Below are 16,721 nucleotides of genomic sequence, written 5' to 3' on the forward strand. Positions count from 1 at the left end.
GCATGAGCGGCCATGGCCCCCTGAACGTCTTCGACATCGCCGGCCGCGCCATGAGCGCGCAGCTCGTGCGGCTCAACGCCACCGCCTCCAACATGGCGAACGCCGGCAACGTCACCGGCAGCGCGGCGGAGGCCTATCGCGCGATCAAGCCGGTGTTCCAGTCCGTCACCGACAGCCCCGGCGTCTCGACCGTCAAGGTCCAGAATGTCGTCACCACCAATGCGCAGCCCACCAAGCGCCACGACCCCAACCATCCGCTGGCCGACAAGAATGGCGATGTCTGGGAAGCCGCCGTGGATAGCAGCGCGGAGCTGGTCGACATGATCGAGACCGCCCGCATGTACCAGAATAATGTGCAGGTGCTGAACACCGCCAAGTCCCTGATGATGGAAACCATAAGGATCGGCAAATGACGACCACGACCGCCACCGACAGCGCGGGCCTGTCCGTCTATAACCCCTATGCCAATGTCGGCACGGGCAAGTCGGAAATGGGCCAGGCGGACTTCCTGCGCCTGCTGACCGCGCAGATGCAGACGCAGGACCCGTTCGAACCCGTCGATAACGCCCAGATGGTCGCGCAGATGGCGACCATCACCAACAGCAGCGGCATCGCGGAAATGAACCAGACGCTGAAGAATCTGGCGTCGCAACTGACCGGATCGCGCCTTGGCGACGCGGCAAGCTGGATCGGCAAGTCGATGCTGGTGCAGAGCAACATCGCCGCGCCCGATGCAGCCGGCCAATATATGGGCCAGGTCAGCTTTGCCGACGCCACCAGCGGCGCCAGCGTCGACCTGATCGACGGCAACGGCAATGTCGTCAAGACGATCGAACTGGGCGACCAGCCCAAGGGCGACATCAATTTCTATTGGGACGGCAAGGATGAAGCCGGCAACACCATCGCCACCGACGCGCTGAAGATCAAGGTCAACGGCGCCAACCCCAGCCGCGTCGCAAGCTGGGCCACCATTGCCGCCGTCCAGTCACCCGCCGACGGCAGTTCGTCCAAGCTGATCACCGCGCTCGGCACCTATTCGCCGTCCGACGCCATCTCGCTCGCCTAACCGACCAATCCTTTTCACACCGATTTTCCTTTTCACCCAAGGAGCAACGCCATGTCCTTCTACATCTCGCTTTCCGGCCTGAAGGCCGCCCAGACCGACCTGTCGACCACGGCGAACAATGTCGCCAACGTCAACTCGACCGCCTTCAAGAAGAGCAAGGCCGTGTTCGGTGACATCTTCGCCGCCGCGCCGATGCAGACCACGACGCAGGTCGCCGGCCAGGGCGTGCGCGCCCAGGGCATCAGCCAGCAGTTCACCCAGGGCACGATCGAGACCACCGACAAGACGCTGGACCTCGCCATCACCGGCGAAGGCTTCTTCACGGTGAAGCGCAGCGCCGACAATCAGGTGGGCTATACCCGCAACGGCGCCTTCTCGGTGGAGGAGGACCGCTATGTCGTCGACACCACCGGCGCCCGGCTTCAGGTGATCCCGCTCAATCCCACGACCGGCGCGCCGACGGTGACGGGCACCCTGACCCCGACATCGCTGACCGACCTCAAGATTCCGACCAACTGGCCCGACGGCGGCACCGGCAACCAGCTCACCAGCGTGGGCGTGTCGGAAGAAGGCAAGATCACCGGCGTTTATGCCGACGGTTCCACCGTCTATCTGGGCGCAACCGCCATCGCCGCGTTCAACAGCCAGGAAGGGCTGCGCCAGAGCGGCGACGCCCATTGGACCGCCACCAACGCGAGCGGCACGCCGATGCTGGGCACCGGCAATAGCGGCCTGTTCGGCTCGGTCCGCTCCGGCGCGCTGGAACGCTCCAATGTCGACATCACGGAAGAGCTGGTGAACCTCATCTCCGCCCAGCGCAACTTCCAGGCGAACTCGAAGGCGATCGAGGCGGCGAACACGCTGTCGACCACCATCGTCAACATGCGGACCTAAGCTCATCCGTCATTCCCGCGCAGGCGGGAATCCATCTCCCGGCGTAGCACCAGGCGTAACGCTCAAGAGATGGCCCTCCGCCTCCGCGGGGGTGACGGAAACAGAAACGCCCGCAACAACAGGACACCCCCATGGACCGGCTCGTCAACACGGCACTCACCGCGATGCGCGGCGCGATGGCGCGGCAGGCGGCGATCTCCAACAATCTGGCGAACGTCAACACCACCGGCTTCCGCGCGGAAATCGCCAATGCCGAGACGCGCTGGATCAAGGGCAGCACCTTCGACACGCGGGCGCAGGCGTCCGAACAGGTGATCGCCGCCGACATGGCGCAAGGCGCGGTCACGGAAACCGGCAATCCGCTGGACGTGGCCATGAACGGCGATGCGATGCTCGCCGTTCAGGCCGCGGACGGCAGCGAAGCCTATACGCGCCGCGGCGACCTGAAGGTCAATGACAGCGGCCTGCTGACCACCGGCGACGGCCTGCCCGTGCTGGGCGAAGGCGGCCCCATCACCCTGCCGCAGATGGACAGCATCTCCATCGCGAAAGACGGCAGCATCTGGGGCGTGCCGCAGGGCGGCGACCCCGCCAATCCGCAACAGGTGGACAAGCTCAAGCTGGTCAGCCCGGTCGGCTCCAGCATCGCCAAGGGCACGGACGGGCTGTTCCGCGAAGCCAATGGCGGCGCGCTGCCCGACGATCCGCTCGCCAGCGTGACCGGCGGATCGCTGGAAGGGTCGAACGTCAACGCCACGTCAGCGCTGGTGCAGATGATCGAGGCGAGCCGCGCCTGGGAAACCCAGGTCAAGATGATCGACACCGCCAAGCAGCTCGACGATGGCGGCGCATCGCTGATGCGCCTGGATTGATGGTTAATTTGGCACGGCTCTTGCTTTTCGACAGGCAAGCCTGACGGCCCTACGGAGATTTTGAGCCATGACCAACGCAGCCCTTCATGTCGCCCGCACCGGCCTTGACGCGCAGAACACGAAGATGCGCGTGATCGCCAACAACCTGGCGAACGTCAACACCACCGGCTTCAAGCGCGATCGCGCCGATTTCGAAACGCTGGCCTATCAGCAGATCGTGGCCGCGGGCGCGAACAGCGACAGCGAGAACAAGTTCGCCACCGGCCTCAACCTCGGCTCGGGCGTCGCGATGCAGGGCACGGCCAAGATCAACAGCCAGGGCACGCTCAACCAGACCGGCAACACGCTGGACATGGCGATAGAGGGTTCGGGCTATTTCCAGGTGCAGCAGCCGGACGGCTCCATCGCCTATACCCGCGCCGGCAATTTCACGACCACGGCGGAAGGTGTCGTCGTCACCAGCGAAGGGCTGCCGCTGATCCCGCAGATCACGGTTCCGGAAGGCGCCACCAGCGTCACCATCGGCAATGACGGCACCGTCTCCGCCACGCTTCAGGGGCAGGCCGAACCGACCCAGCTCGGCCAGATCGAACTGGCGAGCTTCATGAACCCGGGCGGCCTTCAGGCGGTCGGCGGCAATCTGCTGAAGGAAAGCGCCGCCAGCGGCACGCCGCAGGTCGGCGTCGCGGGGCTGGACGGGCGCGGCGTCGTCCGCTCCGGCTATCTCGAAACCTCGAACGTCAACGTGGTCGAGGAACTGGTCGACATGATCGAGACCCAGCGCGCCTATGAGGTCAATTCCAAGATGATCAAGGCGACCGACGAAATGCTCCAGTACGTCAACCAGCAGCTGTGAGCCGGATGATGCGCAGAACGGCCATTTTCTTCCTCTTCGGAACCGCCCTCGCCGCATCCCCGGCCATGGCCGGCAAGAAGCGCGATGCCGAACGGCAATTTTATGCCCCCACGGTCGTTGCCGCCCCTGCCGCCCCTGCCGCCAACGGTTCGATCTTCCAGGCGTCGATGGGCTATACCCCGCTCACCAGCGGGGCGCGGGCGACCAGCGTGGGCGACATCATCACCATCGTGCTGGTCGAACGGACCCAGGCGACCAAGAGCAACAGCGCCGACACCAGCCGCGACGGCAGCATTGCCCTGACCCCGCCCAGCACCGGCCCGCTTTCCAAGATCTTCTCCGCCAGCGACATCGGCTCCAGCGGCAGCAACAGCTTCACCGGCAAGGGCGCCGCCACCCAGTCCAATGCGCTCAACGGCGAAATCACCGTGACCATCGCGGCGACCTATCCCAACGGCACGATGCTGGTGAAGGGCGAAAAGGCGCTGACGCTCAATCGCGGCGACGAATATATCCAGATCAGCGGCCTCGTCCGCCAGGCCGACATCGGCCCGGACAACCGCATCGCCTCGACCCGCGTGGCCGACGCGAAGATCATCTACACCGGCAAGGGGGAAATCGCCCGCGCCAGCCGCCAGGGCTGGCTGCAGCGCTTCTTCTCCATGATCAGCCCCTTCTGATGGACATGCACGCCATGACCCGCTTCTTAAGCTTCGTCATTCCCGCGAAGGCGGGAATCCATCTCCGGACCTCGCGCCTGGTGCAACGTCGGGAGATGGATTCCCGCCTGCGCGGGAATGACGGCGTGTGGTTGGGCAAGCGTTTAGCGCGTCGCGTAATACTCGCCCTTCTCACCGCCCTCACCCTGATCGCAGCCCCGGCCCATGCGGAGCGGATCAAGGACCTCGGCAATTTCCAGGGCGTGCGCCCTAACCAGCTCACCGGCTACGGCATCGTCGTCGGCCTGGCGGGCACGGGCGACGACAGCCTGGACTATGCAACGCAGGGCATGAAGGGCGTCGTCTCGCGCTTCGGCCTGACGCTGCCGCAGGGCATCAACCCGGCGCTCAAGAACGCGGCGGCGGTGCTGGTGACGGCGGACCTGCCTGCCTTCGCCAAGCCCGGCCAGCGCCTCGACGTCACCGTCTCCGCACTGGGCAAGGCGAAGTCGCTGCGCGGCGGCACCCTCATCATGACCCCCCTGCGCGGCGCGGATAACGAAATTTACGGCATGGCGCAGGGCAATCTCGCCGTCGGCGGCCTGGGCGTGTCCGGCGCGGACGGCAGCCAGGTGTCGGTCAACATTCCTTCCGCCGGCCGCATCCCGGGCGGCGCGACGGTGGAGCGCGCCGTCGCCACCGGCTTCGACACCGCCCCCACCCTCACCTTCAACCTGTCCGAAGCGGACCTCACGACCGCCCTTCGCGTGGCGGACGGCATCAACCGCACCTATGGCGACCATCGCGCCAAGGCCGTGGACGCCGTGTCGATCACCATCGACGCCGCGCCGGGCGCCACCGACCGCATCATGATGATGGGCATGATCGAGAATATCGAGATTTCGCCCGCCGACGCCCCGGCCAAGGTGATCGTCAACGCCCGCACCGGCACCGTCGTCATCAACGGCGCGGTGAAGATCCATCCCGCCGCCATCGCGCACGGGAAAATCACCGTCAGCGTCAACGAATCCCCCCGCATCGTCCAGCCCGCCCCCTTCTCGCAAGGGCAGACGGCGGTGGAGCAATCCAGTTCGATTTCGATCGATCAGGAAAAGAAACCGATGATTAATTTTAAAGGTGGAGCCTCTCTGGCCGATATAGTCAAAGCGGTGAACGCCATCGGCGCCTCCCCCGCGGACATGGTCGCGATCCTCGAAGCGCTCAAGCAGGCAGGCGCGCTCAAGGCTGAACTGGTGGTGTTGTGATGCGGATTGGTGCGACTTCGGAAACGACGGCTCCGGCGGGCGGAACGCAGGACAGGGCCGCGCTGCAAAAGGCGGCGCAGCAGTTCGAGGCGATCTTCCTGCGCCAGATGATGGGCGCGATGCGCTCGGCCAGCCTGGCGGAGGGCATCAGCGATTCCAGCGCCACCGACCAGTTCCGCGACATGGCCGACGCCCGCACCGCCGACAGCATGGCGAGCCACGGCACGCTGGGCATAGCGGAGATGCTGATGCGCCAGTTCGGCTCCAAAGCCGTCGCGCCTGCCGGCCCAAATGCCGCGGATAAGGCCGAATGAGCGACCTCTTCATCATCGGCGCGTCGGGCACCAAGGCCTATCGGACCGCCATGGCCGCGATTTCCGAGAATATCGCCAATGCCAGCACGGAGGGCTATTCCCGCCGTTCGGTGACGACCATCGAATCCGGTTCGTCCACCGCCACCATGGCCGTCTACATCTCCCGCGCCAATTTCGGCGGGACGGAGGTCAAGAGCGTCAACCGCGCGACCGATCCCTATCTCGACGCGACGGTGCGCTACACCAACATGCAGCTTGGCAGCGCGGTCGCGCGGATGCGCTGGCTGACCGATTCGGAAACGGCGCTCAACGACACGGAAACCGGCATCGGCCAGCTCATGACCGGCATGTTCCAGAACATGGACAAGCTGGCCGCCAGCCCCACCGACAACTCCCTGCGGGTGACGACGCTGGACAGCATCGGCCGCGTCGCCCAGGCCTTCAACCAGACCTCGGCCGACCTGGTGCAGGTGTCCAGCGGCATCGCGACCGAGGCGCAGGCTTCGGTGACGACGATCAACCAGGCCCTCTCCGCCCTCGCGGACATCAACAACAGCCTGCTGCGCGCGCAGCCGGGCACATCGGCCTATGCGCAACTGCTCGACAGCCGCGACGCGGCATTGGGCACGCTGTCCACCAATCTCAACATCGACATCGGCTTCGGCACGCATGACCAGGCGCAGGTGACGCTGAACGGCCAGACGCTGGTGCAGGGGAGCAGCGCCACGCCGCTGGCCCTCACCGTCAACACCAACGGCACGCTGGCGCTTGCGACCGGCGGCGGCGCCGCCCTGGCCGCGCCGACGAGCGGCACGCTGGGCGGGCTGTTCTCCGCCGCCGGCACGGTGTCGCAGCGCCGCACCAGCCTCGACACGCTGGCGCAGCAGTTCGTCGCCAATATGAACAACTGGCATGCGCAGGGGCTGACCAACGGCAGTCCGGGCGCGGCGGGCGCGCCGCTGCTGTCCGGAACGACGGCCGCGACCGTCACCGCCCTCATCACCGACCCGGCGCAGCTTGCGACCAAGGCCGCCGATGGCACGCCCAACGGCAATCTGCTGACCGTATCGACCGTGCTGCGCGGCAATGGCAGCGTCGAACAGGGCTGGACCAACCTGATCGCCACCCACGCCAACCTGCTTTCCTCCACCAAGGCGGAGCAGACCACGGCGCAGAACCGCAGCGACCAGGCCGTGGCCGCCCGCGAAGCGGTAAGCGGCGTCGACCTCGACATGGAGGCGGCCGAACTGCTGCGCATCCAGCAGGCCTATTCGGGCAGCGCCAAGATCCTTCAGGTCGCGAAGGAAACCGTCGACGCCATTCTGCAGATCATCTGAACGGGAGCAACGGGACCATGGTCGGCATCACCAACAAGATCCTTCTGGCCGAGATTCGCCGTCAGCAGAAATTGTCGCAGGACATCGTCGATGGCCAGACCGCCATCTCGACCGGCCAGACGCTGAACAGGCCGTCGGACGACGCGCTCGCCTGGGTGCAGGTGTCGGACATCGGCCGGGCGCAGGCGCAACAGGCCGCCTGGCAGTCGAATATCAGCACCGGCACGGCCCGCGCCAACACGGCGGAGGCCAATCTGGGCGAGATGAACTCCCTGCTGACGCGCGCGCAGGAATTGATGACGCGCGCCCGCAATGGATCGCTCAGCACGACCGACAAGACGGCCATCGTCCAGGAAATGACGACGATCCGGTCGACCATCGATTCGCTGTTGAACCAGAAGGATTACAGCGGCGTACCCGCCTTCGACGATGGGCAGAGCGTGCTGGTGCCGGTCAGCCGCGGCCTCAACCTCGCGGTGGTCGGCACGCGGCAGGAAGTGTCCGAAGGGATCGACGTCAACGGCACGCCGATGACGCTCGACGCCATATTGGGCCAGAGCATCGCCGCGCTGCAAAGCGGGACCGACAGCGATGTCGCGGCCGGGCTCGACGCGATCAAGGCGGCCCAGAACCACATCGTCCTGGAACAGACCAAGCAGGGCGTGCGCAGCGACCGGCTGGACGTGATCGGCACGCGCCTCACCAATGTCGACCTCGACCTCAAGGAACGGCGCGCAGGCCTGGAATCGACCGACCTGCAGGATGTGATCTCCTCGGTATCGGCCAAGCTGCTCCAGCTTGAGGCGGCGCAGTCCGCCTTCGCCCGGATCAACCAGCAGACCCTGTTCGACCTGATCAAATAGGCGCCTGAAGCGATCCCATGGTCATCATGTTCCTGCCCGGGCAGGAACACGCCATGGCTTGGATGAACCTTCCGAAACAGAAGGATCTTTCGCCCGGAAACATCGCCATCGATTTTTCGGTCCGCGCCCTAAACCACGGCATCGCCAAGCCGTATTAACCAATCGAGAGCGTCTTTCATGCGATGCTTCGATCAAGACGGCGCCTTCGGGCAGAATTTCGGGGATAATCATGTTCGCAATCATCGGCCTGGTCGTGCTGCTCGCCATGGTGTTCGGCGGCTTCATCTTTACAGGCGGCGACATCGGCCCGGTTCTGCACGCGCTTCCACATGAAATGATCATCATCGGCGGCGCGGCCGTCGGCGCGCTGATCATCGGCAATTCGGGCTCGGACCTGAAGGCGCTGGGCGGCGGCCTGGGCAAGGTGTTCAAGGGCCCGAAATACAAGAAGCAGGACTTTCTCGACTGCATCTTCCTCGTCTCCAAGCTGATGAAGACGCTGCGCGTCGAAGGGCCGGTGGCGCTGGAACCGCATATCGAGGACCCGGCCAGCTCGACCATCTTTTCCGAATATCCGCGCCTGATGGGCGACAAGACGCTGATCCACCTGATCAGCGACACGCTGCGTCTGGTGGTCGTCTCCTCCGGCACGCTCGATCCCCATGCGGTCGAGGAAGTCATGGATAATGCGCTCAAGACCCATCATCATGAAGCGTTGCGTCCCGCGGACAACCTTCAGGGGCTGGCCGACGCATTGCCTGCCCTCGGCATCGTCGCGGCGGTGCTGGGCGTGGTGAAGACCATGGGCTCGATCGACCAGCCCCCGGCGATCCTGGGCGGCATGATCGGTTCGGCGCTGGTCGGCACCTTCCTGGGGGTTCTGCTCGCCTATGGCATGGTCAATCCCTTCGCCAATCGCTGCCGCGCCGTGATCGAGGCGGACGGGTCCATGTACCATGTCGTCAAGCAGATCATCGTCGCCTCCCTGCACGGCCATCCGCAGCCGCTGGTGATCGAGGCCGCGCGCTCCAGCCTGACCCATGCGAACCAGCCGGCCTTCGCCGAAGTGTTCGACGGCATGCGGGGCAAATAAGCCATGGCCGAGAAGAAGCGCGGCGCGAACGAGCCCGAACCCAGACCGATCATCGTCAAGAAGATCGTCGTCGACGGTCATGGCGGCCATCATGGCGGCGCGTGGAAGGTCGCCTATGCCGACTTCGTGACGGCGATGATGGCGTTCTTCCTGCTGATGTGGCTGCTGGGCGCGACCACGGAAAAGCAGCGCAAGGGGCTGGCCGACTATTTCACGCCGACCCTGGTGCAGCTCAAGGAAGGTTCGGCCGGGTCGAACGGCATGTTCGGCGGCGACAGCATGACGGCGAAGGAAAATTATCCGACCACGGGCGGTCAGGGCAATCTCGCCATCACCATCCCGCGCGACGCATCGGGCACGAAGGACCAGGGCGGCAAGGCCACCAAGGCCGCCGACCGGGTGAAGTTCGAATCGATCAGGAAGGAACTGGAGGCGCGCATGGCCCGCCGCCAGGGCATCCGCAAGCTGCTGAAGAACATCCGCTTCACCGAAACGCGCGAAGGGCTGCGCATCGACCTGATAGACGAAGCGGACTTCGCGATGTTCGCCATGGGCACCGACCGCCTGCTGCCGCAGGCGCGGGAACTGGTGAACGAGGTCGCGGCGACGATCCGGACCATGCCCAATCCGCTGATCGTGCGCGGACACACCGACGGCCTGCCATACAGCGCGGGCCAGACGATGAACAACTGGATGCTCTCCTCCGCCCGCGCCGAAGCGACGCGCAAGGCACTCGCCGCCAGCGGCATCGGCAACGACCGCTTCGCCCGGATCGAGGGCGTGGCCGATCGCGAACCCTTCGCGAAGGGCGACGTCTACGACCCGCGCAACCGGCGCATGTCGATCATCCTGGGGTGGAGCCGCGGCGCGAACGACGGCGATGCGGACGAACAACCCGACGCCGAAACCAGGGCCGCGATCAAGGAACGCGACAACCCGATGACCATGGCCCGGACCGAAGCGCGCAAGCTCGACATGGGCGGCACCAGCCTCCCCGCAGGCGCGCAGTTGATCAACCCGACCGCACCGGGCACGTCGAACAAGCCCGGCAAGCATTGAACCGACCCGGCTGCCTTGGGTGGGTAGAAGACGAGCAGCTATTAGCACCGCTCTGATCGTTACCGGACATTAGGAAATGGCAGATAGGTGCTGTGCGCATCCTTGTCGGAGAATGATATGCGCGCCGCCCTCCTTTTAGCTGTTTTTGCCATGAGTGTTCCTTGTAGCGCTTATGCGCGCGATGATGAAAGCGGTCGTTATGGCCCGATGGACGGGCGTGGGCACGGCTTCAAGGACAAGATTGCAAAGGACGGATTCTGGGAAATTACCGGCGGCGTCAGCGGACATAGCCAAGCGACCGCAGCAGATTTCGCGATTTACCGCGCTGCCGAAATGGCACGGGCAGATGGCCATCGCTATGTTGAAATTCATGATGCTGTAGGTCGGCAAAACCGTTCCTCCGGCGCAGAAAGCGTGACGTTGTTCGCGCGGCCCGTTGACGCCCCGGTTCACCCGTCAGCCTGTAGATCGGGTAAACCTAAGCGTTGCTATACGGCCGACGTGGCATTGGTGTTTGCTCGGTTGAGCGGCGCGGACGGAAATCACCCCGGAGTGGCTGCACCGAGCTACATCGACAAATTCGGGCGCACTGTCACTCAAAGCGGCTTTGGCACGGGCGCAGTAGGCGTTCCACCTCAATAATTCAGTATGGTTTAGCATGAAGGTGAAGCTGACGGCCGCTTTCGGGCATTCCGCTTCTGGAACAGAATGGCAATTTGTGGTCGTTTCCAGACCCCACCTCCGACGCCTGAGCGGCAGCCTTCGATCAGGCGTAACCCAAAAACCACAGAGGACTCCAAAAACATCCTATTTCCCTACCAGGGGCAGATCAGGCCTGTCCTATTCCGCGCCGACCCGCTTATCCCACCACCCTCTTTGAAACGTCCGGCCCATCCCCCCTCACGCCCACGCGCGCTCAGGCACGCGCGCGCATACACTGTGAACTTCGACCCGAAAATGACAGATTTCCGCCCTTTCCAACACATCACCCCCGCTCCGGTCCGGGAACCCGCCTCCTACACCGACAACCCCACTGGAGGCGCGCGCCCTAACCCGCTATCCCCTCCCCCCATGGCCCAGAATCATCTCTATCTCGTCGACGGCAGCGGCTATATCTTCCGCGCCTATCACCAGCTTCCGCCGCTCACCAACAGGCATGGCCAGCCCGTCGGCGCAGTCTATGGCTATACCACCATGCTCTGGAAGCTGGCCGACGAACTGGGCAAGGCGGAGGGCCCCACCCACCTCGCCGTGGTGCTGGACAAGGGCAGCCACACCTTCCGCAACGACATGTACGACGCCTATAAGGCGAACCGACCGCCGCCGCCGGAGGATCTGGTCCCGCAATTCCCGATGATCCGCGACGCCACCCGCGCTTTCTCCCTCCCCTGCATCGAGGAAGCGGGGTTCGAGGCGGACGACATCATCGCCAGCTACACCAGGGCCGCCGTCGCGGCGGGCTGGCACGTCACCATCGTCAGCTCCGACAAGGACCTGATGCAGCTGATCCAGCCCGGCGTCGACATGTACGACACGATGAAGAATGAGCGGCGCGGCGCCGACTATGTCATGGCGAAATTCGGCGTCCAGCCGGAACAGCTTGGCGATGTGCTCGCCCTGATGGGCGACAGCGTCGACAATGTCCCCGGCATCCCCGGCATCGGCCCCAAGACCGCCGCCAAGCTGATCACCGAATATGGCGGCCTGGAAGCCGCGCTTGAAGCCGCCCCTTCGATGAAGAAATCGAAGATGCAGGAAAATCTCATCGAACATGCCGACATGGCCCGCCTGTCGCGCCGGCTCGTCGCGCTGCATGACGCCATGGACCTGCCCGAACCGCTCGACGACCTGACGCTGAAGGGCATTCCGCTGGAGCCGCTGCAGGCCTTCCTCGAACATCACGGCTTCAAGTCGCTGCTCGCCCGCGCCGGCGCGCCCGCCGCGGCTGTGGCGGTCGCGACCGCCGCCGCCGCCGTCACCGAACTCGCCGCCCCCGCCGCCCCGGTGCTGGAGGAGGAACCGCCGATCGACCGAAGCCTCTACGAAACGGTGGTGACGGAAGAAGCGCTCGACCGCTGGATCGCCGCCGCCCATGCCGAGGGGCTGGTCGCCGTCGATACCGAAACCGACATGCTCGACTGCGTGTCCTGCGCGCTGGTGGGGGTCAGCCTCGCCGTCGGCCCCAACGCCGCCTGCTATATCCCAGTCGGTCATGGCGGCAAGGACATGTTCGCGGAGAAACCCGACCAGCTTCCCCTCGCCCTTGTCCTCGCGAAACTCAAGCCGCTGCTGGAGGATGACAGCGTCCTCAAGATCGGCCAGAACCTCAAATATGACATCACGGTCCTGCGCCGCCATGGCATAGAGATCGTCCCCTATGACGACACCATCGTCATGAGCTTCGACCTCGACGCAGGCCAGAGCCTCGCGGGCCACGGCATGGACGAGGCGGCGAGGGTGCACCTCAATCATACATGCATCAGCTTCAAGGATGTCTGCGGCACTGGCAAGAGCCAGATCAGCTTCGCGGAAGTCCCGCTCGACAAGGCGACCGAATATGCCGCCGAGGATGCCGACGTCACGCTGCGCCTGTGGAAGCTGTTCAAGAACCGCGTCGCGAATGAAGGCGCGACCCGCGTCTACGAGCTGGTCGACCGTCCGCTGGTCGGTGTGATCGCGAAGATGGAGCATGAAGGCATCAAGGTCGACCGCGAGGCGCTCTCCCGCCTCTCCGCCGAGTTCACCGCCGAGATCGCCAAGCTGGAGGGCGAAATCCATGGCCTCGCCGGCCAACCCTTCGCCATCGGCTCCACGCAACAGCTTGGCGCGATCCTGTTCGACAAAATGGGTTACAAGGGCGGAAAGAAGGGCAAGTCCGGCGCCTATTCGACCGACGTCACCATCCTGGAGCAGCTCAAGGCCCAGGGCGCGGAAATCGCGGGCAAGGTGCTCGACTGGCGGCAGCTTTCCAAGCTCAAGTCGACCTATACCGACGCGCTTCAGGCCCAGATCAACAGGGACACCAGCCGCGTCCATACCAGCTACAGCCTGTCCGGCGCGCAGACCGGCCGCCTGTCCTCGACCGACCCCAATCTCCAGAACATCCCGATCCGCACCGAAGTCGGCCGGCAAATCCGCCACGCCTTCGTCGCGGAACCGGGCAATGTCATCCTGGCGGCGGACTATAGCCAGATCGAACTGCGCCTCGCCGCGCACATGGCGGATGTGCCCGCGCTGAAGGAGGCGTTCGCGAACGGCGAGGACATCCACGCCGCCACCGCGCAGCAACTCTTCGGGGAGGTCAACCGCGACACGCGCGGCCGGGCCAAGACGATCAATTTCGCCATCCTCTACGGCATCAGCCGCTGGGGCCTCGCCGGGCGGCTGGAAATCAGCGCCGACGAAGCGCAGGACATGATCAGCCGCTATTATGAACGCTTCCCCGGCATCAGCCTCTACATCACCGACACGATCGAAAAGGCGCGTTCAAGGGGCTATACGGAAACCCTTTTCGGCCGGAAGACATGGTTCCCCCGCATCAAGGCGTCGATCCAGCATGAACGACAAGGCGCCGAACGGGCCGCGATCAACGCACCTATACAGGGCACCAGCGCCGACATCATCAAGCGCGCCATGGCCCGCATGGGCCCGGCGCTCGCGGCGGAAGGGCTGCATCAGGTCAAGATGCTGCTGCAAGTGCACGACGAACTTGTCTTCGAACTGCCGGAAGGCGATGTGGAACAGGCCAGCACCGTCATCCGACGCGTCATGGAAGGCGCCGCCGAACCGATCGTGAAGCTGAGCGTGCCGCTGGGCGTCGAAATCGGCCACGGCCCAAGCTGGGGCGCGGCGCACTAGAGCCAATCGACATTCAGCCCTGACGGCCTGCAAATGACGCTTTTCCGTGCTTCCGGTGCTTACCTACTTTGAGTAGGCTGCGCTCCGGGTCACGGAAAACCACCATTTTACCTTCGGTGGCCTTCGGCTCGGCTCGTCATCTTCTGAATGTCGATTGGCTCTAGGCAGTAGTGACGATTTAATCATTTGAGCCAGAGCATGATGCTGGCGAGTTTGACGAAGCCGAGGAAGTTTGCGGCGAGTTTGTCATAGCGTGTTGCGATACGGCGCCACTGCTTGAGCTTGGCGAAGAAGCCCTCGATGCCCCAACGCTGTTTGTAGGCGATGCGATCATAGTGGTGCTGATATTTGCGATGGCGGCGAGGTGGGATGACCGGCTCGCCGCCTTGCTCGTAGATGAGATCGTGCAAACTGTCGGCGTCATAGGCCCGATCAGCCAGAACCTTGCCAGCCGGGATGCCGCGGATCAGATCGCAGGCGGGCGCCATGTCGTTTTGCTGTCCGGGGCCGAGGATGAAGCGGATCGGCAAGCCCAAGGCATCGACTACGGCATGGATCTTGGTGCCGAACCCGCCTCGCGAGCGCCCGAGAGCCTGGGCTTGAGCGCCCCCCTTTTTACCCGTGCCCCAGCCGCCTGGGCCTGGGCGCGGATCACCGTCGCATCGATCGCCAGCCATTCGATGTCGGGATCATCCGACACAGCCTCGAAGATCCGGTCGATCACGCCTTGCTCGACCCAGCGATAATAACGCCGCTTGGCGGTCTGATAGGGACCGAACTTTTCCGGTAGATCGCGCCAGCGTCCCCCTGAACGCGCCAACCATAACAACGCATCCAGGAAGCGACGGCCATCACTGCGGGGACCGCGCTTGCCCTTGCGCCCGCCCGGAACGAACTCCCGCAGCCGTTCCCACTGATCATCCCGCAGCACTTCGCCTTCCACGCCAGCCTCCAAAAGCCAGCCTTGAAGCACAAATCCAAACCGTCGTGAATCCCTAAAATGTCACTACTGCCTAATCCTTGAAGGCGCGGCGCGCCGGGAATTCACCCCCGCGCGTACCGGTCCTCATACCGAACGATGTCGTCTTCCCCCAGATAGGTTCCCGTCTGCACTTCGATGAACACGACGGGAATCTTCCCCGGATTCTCGACCCGATGCTTCGCCCCCGCCGGGACATAAAGCGACTGGTTTTCCGTCAGCAGCGTCACCTCTTCATTCACCGTGACCTTGGCCGTCCCTTCGACGACGATCCAATGTTCCGACCGATGGAAATGGCTCTGCAGGCTCAATGACTGCCCCGGCTGCACGACGATCCGCTTCACCTGGAAGCGCTCGCCCGCCAGCAGGCCCTCGACCCAACCCCATGGCCGGTGATCCTTGGGGAAACTTTCCGCCTGCGCGGCGCCCTTCTTCTTGAGCGCCTCGACGGCCAGCTTCACATCCTGCGAGCGCGCCTTGTCCGCGATCAGCACCGCGTCGTTCATCGCCACCGCAATAATGTTGCTGAGCCCGATGCCGACCAGTTCCATGCCTTCACTGTCGGACCGCAGCAGCGTATCGCAGCAATCGATCGCCGTTGCCCCGCCGCTCACCGTCACTCCGGCCGTATCCGGACCGGCATGGCTCCACACCGCATCCCAGCCGCCCAGGTCGGACCAGCCAGAGCCATAGGGCACGACCGACAGATTGTCGGCCCGCTCCATGACGGCATAATCGATGGAAATGTCCGGCGCGCTGTCCCATGCTTGCGCCGCCAGCCGCAAAAAGCCCAGATCGCCTTCCGCCGCCTCGACCGCCGGCCGCACCGCCGCCAGCACGTCGGGCGCATGGGCCTCGAAGGCGGCGACCAGATCCTTCGCCGCAAACAGGAAAATCCCCGCATTCCAGAGATGATCGCCGCTCGCCAGCATCTCCGCCGCACGAACCGCATCGGGCTTTTCGACAAAGCGCGCCAGCTTGATCGGTTCGCCCGATCCATCCGGCCGGGCGACGACCTGCAAATAGCCATAGCCGGTTTCCGGCCGCGTCGGCTGAATGCCGAAGGTCACCAGATCGCCGGCATGCGCCGCCGCCAAGCCTTGGCTCACCGCCGCACGGAAGGCCTCTGCATCGGGCACCACATGGTCCGATGGCGCGACCAGCATCACCGCCCCTGGATCGTCCGCCATCAAATGCAGGGCCGCCGCCAATATGGCAGGCGCCGTGTTGCGCACCGAAGGCTCGATCATGATGGCCCGCGGATCGGCGCCCTCCTGCGCCAGTTGTTCGGCCACGATGAAGCGGAACGCCGCGTTGGTCAGGACCACAGGGCGGCCAAAGGCGAAACCCTCGCCCGCACCCGACAGCCGCCGCACCACGGAGCGGAACAGCGTCTCCTCGCCCAGCAGCGGCACGAACTGCTTGGGATAGGATTTGCGCGACAGGGGCCACAACCGCGTCCCCGATCCACCGGCCAATATGACTGGCGTAACCTGCTGAAATTCTTTTCCTTCGATACCCGGCATGCAACTCACTCGAACAAGGCGATCCCTCCCGATGGGACCATATCCGCCCCTCTTATCGCCATTCCGTGAAAGCACCTATG

The 16,721-nt window shown here is 64.6% G+C and carries 17 protein-coding genes; 15 read left to right on the forward strand and 2 right to left on the reverse strand.

The annotated features are described in order from the left end of the window. Nucleotides 1-2 precede the first annotated feature (2 nt). The 15 genes from flgC (at nt 3) to polA (ending at nt 14,136) form a co-directional block, all read left to right on the forward strand. On the forward strand, nt 3-413 hold the full coding sequence (flgC, locus tag EGM87_RS12350) for a flagellar basal body rod protein FlgC (protein WP_025548590.1): 411 nt from the start codon (nt 3-5) through the stop codon (nt 411-413). Beyond that, nucleotides 410-1,066 (forward strand): flagellar hook assembly protein FlgD, encoded by a 657-nt coding sequence (locus EGM87_RS12355; RefSeq protein ID WP_137710244.1) that lies wholly within the window; start codon nt 410-412, stop codon nt 1,064-1,066. The genes flgC and EGM87_RS12355 overlap by 4 nt, the downstream gene beginning before the upstream one ends. A 51-nt stretch (nt 1,067-1,117) precedes the next feature. Further along, on the forward strand, nt 1,118-1,960 hold the full coding sequence (locus EGM87_RS12360; protein WP_025548594.1) for a flagellar hook-basal body complex protein: 843 nt from the start codon (nt 1,118-1,120) through the stop codon (nt 1,958-1,960). Nucleotides 1,961-2,091: 131 nt separating this feature from the next. Then, nucleotides 2,092-2,832 (forward strand): flagellar basal body rod protein FlgF, encoded by a 741-nt coding sequence (locus EGM87_RS12365; RefSeq protein WP_048576705.1) that lies wholly within the window; start codon nt 2,092-2,094, stop codon nt 2,830-2,832. 67 nt (nt 2,833-2,899) lie between these two features. Then, nucleotides 2,900-3,688: a flagellar basal-body rod protein FlgG gene (gene flgG, locus EGM87_RS12370; RefSeq protein WP_025548597.1), complete on the forward strand. Its 789-nt coding sequence runs from the start codon at nt 2,900-2,902 to the stop codon at nt 3,686-3,688. Between the two features lie 5 nt (nt 3,689-3,693). Next, nucleotides 3,694-4,368 carry a flagellar basal body L-ring protein FlgH gene (locus EGM87_RS12375; RefSeq protein ID WP_371873048.1) on the forward strand — a complete coding sequence of 225 codons (675 nt, stop codon included), beginning with the start codon at nt 3,694-3,696 and terminating at the stop codon, nt 4,366-4,368. Nucleotides 4,369-4,382: 14 nt separating this feature from the next. Then, entirely contained in the window at nt 4,383-5,612 is a 1,230-nt protein-coding gene (locus tag EGM87_RS12380) for a flagellar basal body P-ring protein FlgI (protein ID WP_253719075.1), read from the forward strand. Then, on the forward strand, nt 5,612-5,926 hold the full coding sequence (locus tag EGM87_RS12385) for a rod-binding protein (protein ID WP_137710243.1): 315 nt from the start codon (nt 5,612-5,614) through the stop codon (nt 5,924-5,926). The genes EGM87_RS12380 and EGM87_RS12385 overlap by 1 nt, the downstream gene beginning before the upstream one ends. Continuing rightward, nucleotides 5,923-7,263 carry a flagellar hook-associated protein FlgK gene (flgK, locus tag EGM87_RS12390; protein WP_137710242.1) on the forward strand — a complete coding sequence of 447 codons (1,341 nt, stop codon included), beginning with the start codon at nt 5,923-5,925 and terminating at the stop codon, nt 7,261-7,263. The genes EGM87_RS12385 and flgK overlap by 4 nt, the downstream gene beginning before the upstream one ends. A gap of 17 nt (nt 7,264-7,280) precedes the next feature. Then, a complete protein-coding gene (locus EGM87_RS12395; RefSeq protein WP_025548605.1) occupies nt 7,281-8,126 on the forward strand; it encodes a flagellin in 846 nt (281 codons plus the stop codon). Between the two features lie 17 nt (nt 8,127-8,143). Beyond that, on the forward strand, nt 8,144-8,284 hold the full coding sequence (locus EGM87_RS12400) for a hypothetical protein (RefSeq protein ID WP_171010067.1): 141 nt from the start codon (nt 8,144-8,146) through the stop codon (nt 8,282-8,284). Nucleotides 8,285-8,355: 71 nt separating this feature from the next. Next, nucleotides 8,356-9,219 carry a flagellar motor stator protein MotA gene (gene motA, locus EGM87_RS12405; RefSeq protein WP_007682571.1) on the forward strand — a complete coding sequence of 288 codons (864 nt, stop codon included), beginning with the start codon at nt 8,356-8,358 and terminating at the stop codon, nt 9,217-9,219. Nucleotides 9,220-9,222: 3 nt separating this feature from the next. Further along, nucleotides 9,223-10,278, forward strand: coding sequence for a flagellar motor protein MotB (locus EGM87_RS12410; RefSeq protein WP_044660330.1), 1,056 nt, complete (start codon nt 9,223-9,225; stop codon nt 10,276-10,278). 117 nt (nt 10,279-10,395) lie between these two features. Next, a complete protein-coding gene (locus EGM87_RS12415; protein WP_137710241.1) occupies nt 10,396-10,920 on the forward strand; it encodes a hypothetical protein in 525 nt (174 codons plus the stop codon). A 429-nt stretch (nt 10,921-11,349) separates the two neighbouring features. Beyond that, a complete protein-coding gene (gene polA / locus EGM87_RS12420) occupies nt 11,350-14,136 on the forward strand; it encodes a DNA polymerase I (protein ID WP_137710240.1) in 2,787 nt (928 codons plus the stop codon). Nucleotides 14,137-14,318: 182 nt separating this feature from the next. Here the strand turns inward: polA and EGM87_RS12425 are convergent. Then, nucleotides 14,319-15,079 (reverse strand): IS5 family transposase gene (locus EGM87_RS12425; protein ID WP_171407196.1). Its coding sequence is split into 2 segments (ribosomal slippage): nt 14,319-14,755 and nt 14,755-15,079, totalling 762 coding nucleotides; the frame shifts between segments, so codons are not numbered across the junction. A 101-nt stretch (nt 15,080-15,180) separates the two neighbouring features. Further along, complete coding sequence (locus tag EGM87_RS12430) at nt 15,181-16,641, reverse strand: mannose-1-phosphate guanylyltransferase/mannose-6-phosphate isomerase (protein WP_137710239.1); 1,461 nt, start codon at nt 16,639-16,641, stop codon at nt 15,181-15,183. Between the last annotated feature and the right edge of the window lie 80 nt (nt 16,642-16,721).

Source organism: Sphingobium sp. RSMS, assembly GCF_005406185.4.
Lineage (GTDB): Bacteria > Pseudomonadota > Alphaproteobacteria > Sphingomonadales > Sphingomonadaceae > Sphingobium > Sphingobium fuliginis.

Excerpts from the sequence above, each read along its gene's own strand:
- EGM87_RS12410 (WP_044660330.1), top strand. The coding sequence starts at position 9,223 with ATGGCCGAGAAGAAGCGCGGCGCGAACGAGCCCGAACCCAGACCGATC.
- EGM87_RS12400 (WP_171010067.1), top strand. The coding sequence starts at position 8,144 with ATGGTCATCATGTTCCTGCCCGGGCAGGAACACGCCATGGCTTGGATG.
- EGM87_RS12375 (WP_371873048.1), top strand. The coding sequence starts at position 3,694 with ATGATGCGCAGAACGGCCATTTTCTTCCTCTTCGGAACCGCCCTCGCC.
- flgK (WP_137710242.1), top strand. The coding sequence starts at position 5,923 with ATGAGCGACCTCTTCATCATCGGCGCGTCGGGCACCAAGGCCTATCGG.
- polA (WP_137710240.1), top strand. The coding sequence starts at position 11,350 with ATGGCCCAGAATCATCTCTATCTCGTCGACGGCAGCGGCTATATCTTC.
- EGM87_RS12385 (WP_137710243.1), top strand. The coding sequence starts at position 5,612 with ATGCGGATTGGTGCGACTTCGGAAACGACGGCTCCGGCGGGCGGAACG.
- EGM87_RS12360 (WP_025548594.1), top strand. The coding sequence starts at position 1,118 with ATGTCCTTCTACATCTCGCTTTCCGGCCTGAAGGCCGCCCAGACCGAC.
- flgC (WP_025548590.1), top strand. The coding sequence starts at position 3 with ATGAGCGGCCATGGCCCCCTGAACGTCTTCGACATCGCCGGCCGCGCC.
- EGM87_RS12380 (WP_253719075.1), top strand. The coding sequence starts at position 4,383 with ATGACCCGCTTCTTAAGCTTCGTCATTCCCGCGAAGGCGGGAATCCAT.
- EGM87_RS12430 (WP_137710239.1), bottom strand. The coding sequence starts at position 16,641 with ATGCCGGGTATCGAAGGAAAAGAATTTCAGCAGGTTACGCCAGTCATA.
- EGM87_RS12355 (WP_137710244.1), top strand. The coding sequence starts at position 410 with ATGACGACCACGACCGCCACCGACAGCGCGGGCCTGTCCGTCTATAAC.
- EGM87_RS12415 (WP_137710241.1), top strand. The coding sequence starts at position 10,396 with ATGCGCGCCGCCCTCCTTTTAGCTGTTTTTGCCATGAGTGTTCCTTGT.
- EGM87_RS12365 (WP_048576705.1), top strand. The coding sequence starts at position 2,092 with ATGGACCGGCTCGTCAACACGGCACTCACCGCGATGCGCGGCGCGATG.
- EGM87_RS12395 (WP_025548605.1), top strand. The coding sequence starts at position 7,281 with ATGGTCGGCATCACCAACAAGATCCTTCTGGCCGAGATTCGCCGTCAG.
- motA (WP_007682571.1), top strand. The coding sequence starts at position 8,356 with ATGTTCGCAATCATCGGCCTGGTCGTGCTGCTCGCCATGGTGTTCGGC.
- flgG (WP_025548597.1), top strand. The coding sequence starts at position 2,900 with ATGACCAACGCAGCCCTTCATGTCGCCCGCACCGGCCTTGACGCGCAG.